This window comes from Mycolicibacterium sp. P4_G11 (assembly GCF_056555145.1).
In genome coordinates this window covers 1-860 of the sequence record NZ_JBFUJW010000026.1, presented here as the reverse complement: position 1 = coordinate 860, position 860 = coordinate 1, and the positions used below count along the sequence as shown (strand labels likewise).

2 protein-coding genes are annotated in these 860 nt (G+C 59.9%); one reads left to right on the top strand and one right to left on the bottom strand.

The window, feature by feature from the left end:
• The first annotated feature begins 350 nt into the window (after positions 1-350).
• Entirely contained in the window at positions 351-677 is a 327-nt protein-coding gene (locus AC1U2B_RS28585; protein WP_260941148.1) for a darcynin family protein, read from the top strand.
• Between the two features lie 76 nt (positions 678-753).
• Here AC1U2B_RS28585 and AC1U2B_RS28580 read toward each other — a convergent pair.
• The coding region (locus AC1U2B_RS28580; protein WP_480219430.1) for an IS3 family transposase at positions 754-860 on the bottom strand (107 nt) is incomplete at its 5' end.

Genomic DNA, 860 nt, shown 5'->3' with positions numbered 1-860 from the left:
CCGTGGCGTGATACCGCCACCCCTGCTCGAACAACGCGACAACCGCACCACGCTGCCCCTCGGTCAACGAACTACGAGGATGCAAAAAAGTACTCCCCAGAACAAGGAACTGAACTTCTCAGTCCAACTTCTGGGGAGCACTTCAAACCTCACGGTTTAGGGGGTTTTCGCGTCTACTCGGCGGGAGGCTCGACCGACACCATTGCCAGGCACCAACAAAGTACGGTAGCCTAACCATTGCAAGCGTCACTGCTCGCGGTGCTGACAACCTCACAGGTCAACGGAGAGATTCGTTGGCCTTTTTCGTTTCTCTCCACTCCTATCAACAAGCGAGAGAACGAGGTTCGCCCATGTTCACGGTTTTCATGTTGGTCAAGACAAATCCCGAGTGGCTCGGGTTCCCGGTCGCCAAACGGTTCGACGAACTCGCGCTGCATCTGCAGCCGATCCTCGACCGTCATCAGGCGGTCACCTTCAAGTGGGTCGACACCGAGTTCTACACCGCCCGGGTCACCGACGTGTGGGTGCTCGAGGCCGCCGACCCGCACCAGTACGAACTGGCCGTCGAAGAGCTCCGCGAAACACCGCTGTGGGACCGGTATTTCGCCGTCGTCGAGATCTTGCCCGGCGTCGCGAACGCCTACGCGGACAACTACGGCAGAGCGGCGCTGGGGTAGCCACCCCGCGCGAGCAGACGTCAAGACCCCCCTGAACTGAAGTGGTCCCCGAAAGTTGGACTCTGACTTTGGGAGCTTAGGACTTAAGGGCCTGGGCCCGGTATTGGACCGGGCTCAGGCCCTTGAGTTTTGTCGAGATGCGTTCGGTGTTGTACCAGCGGATGTAGCCCTCGAGCGCGGTGG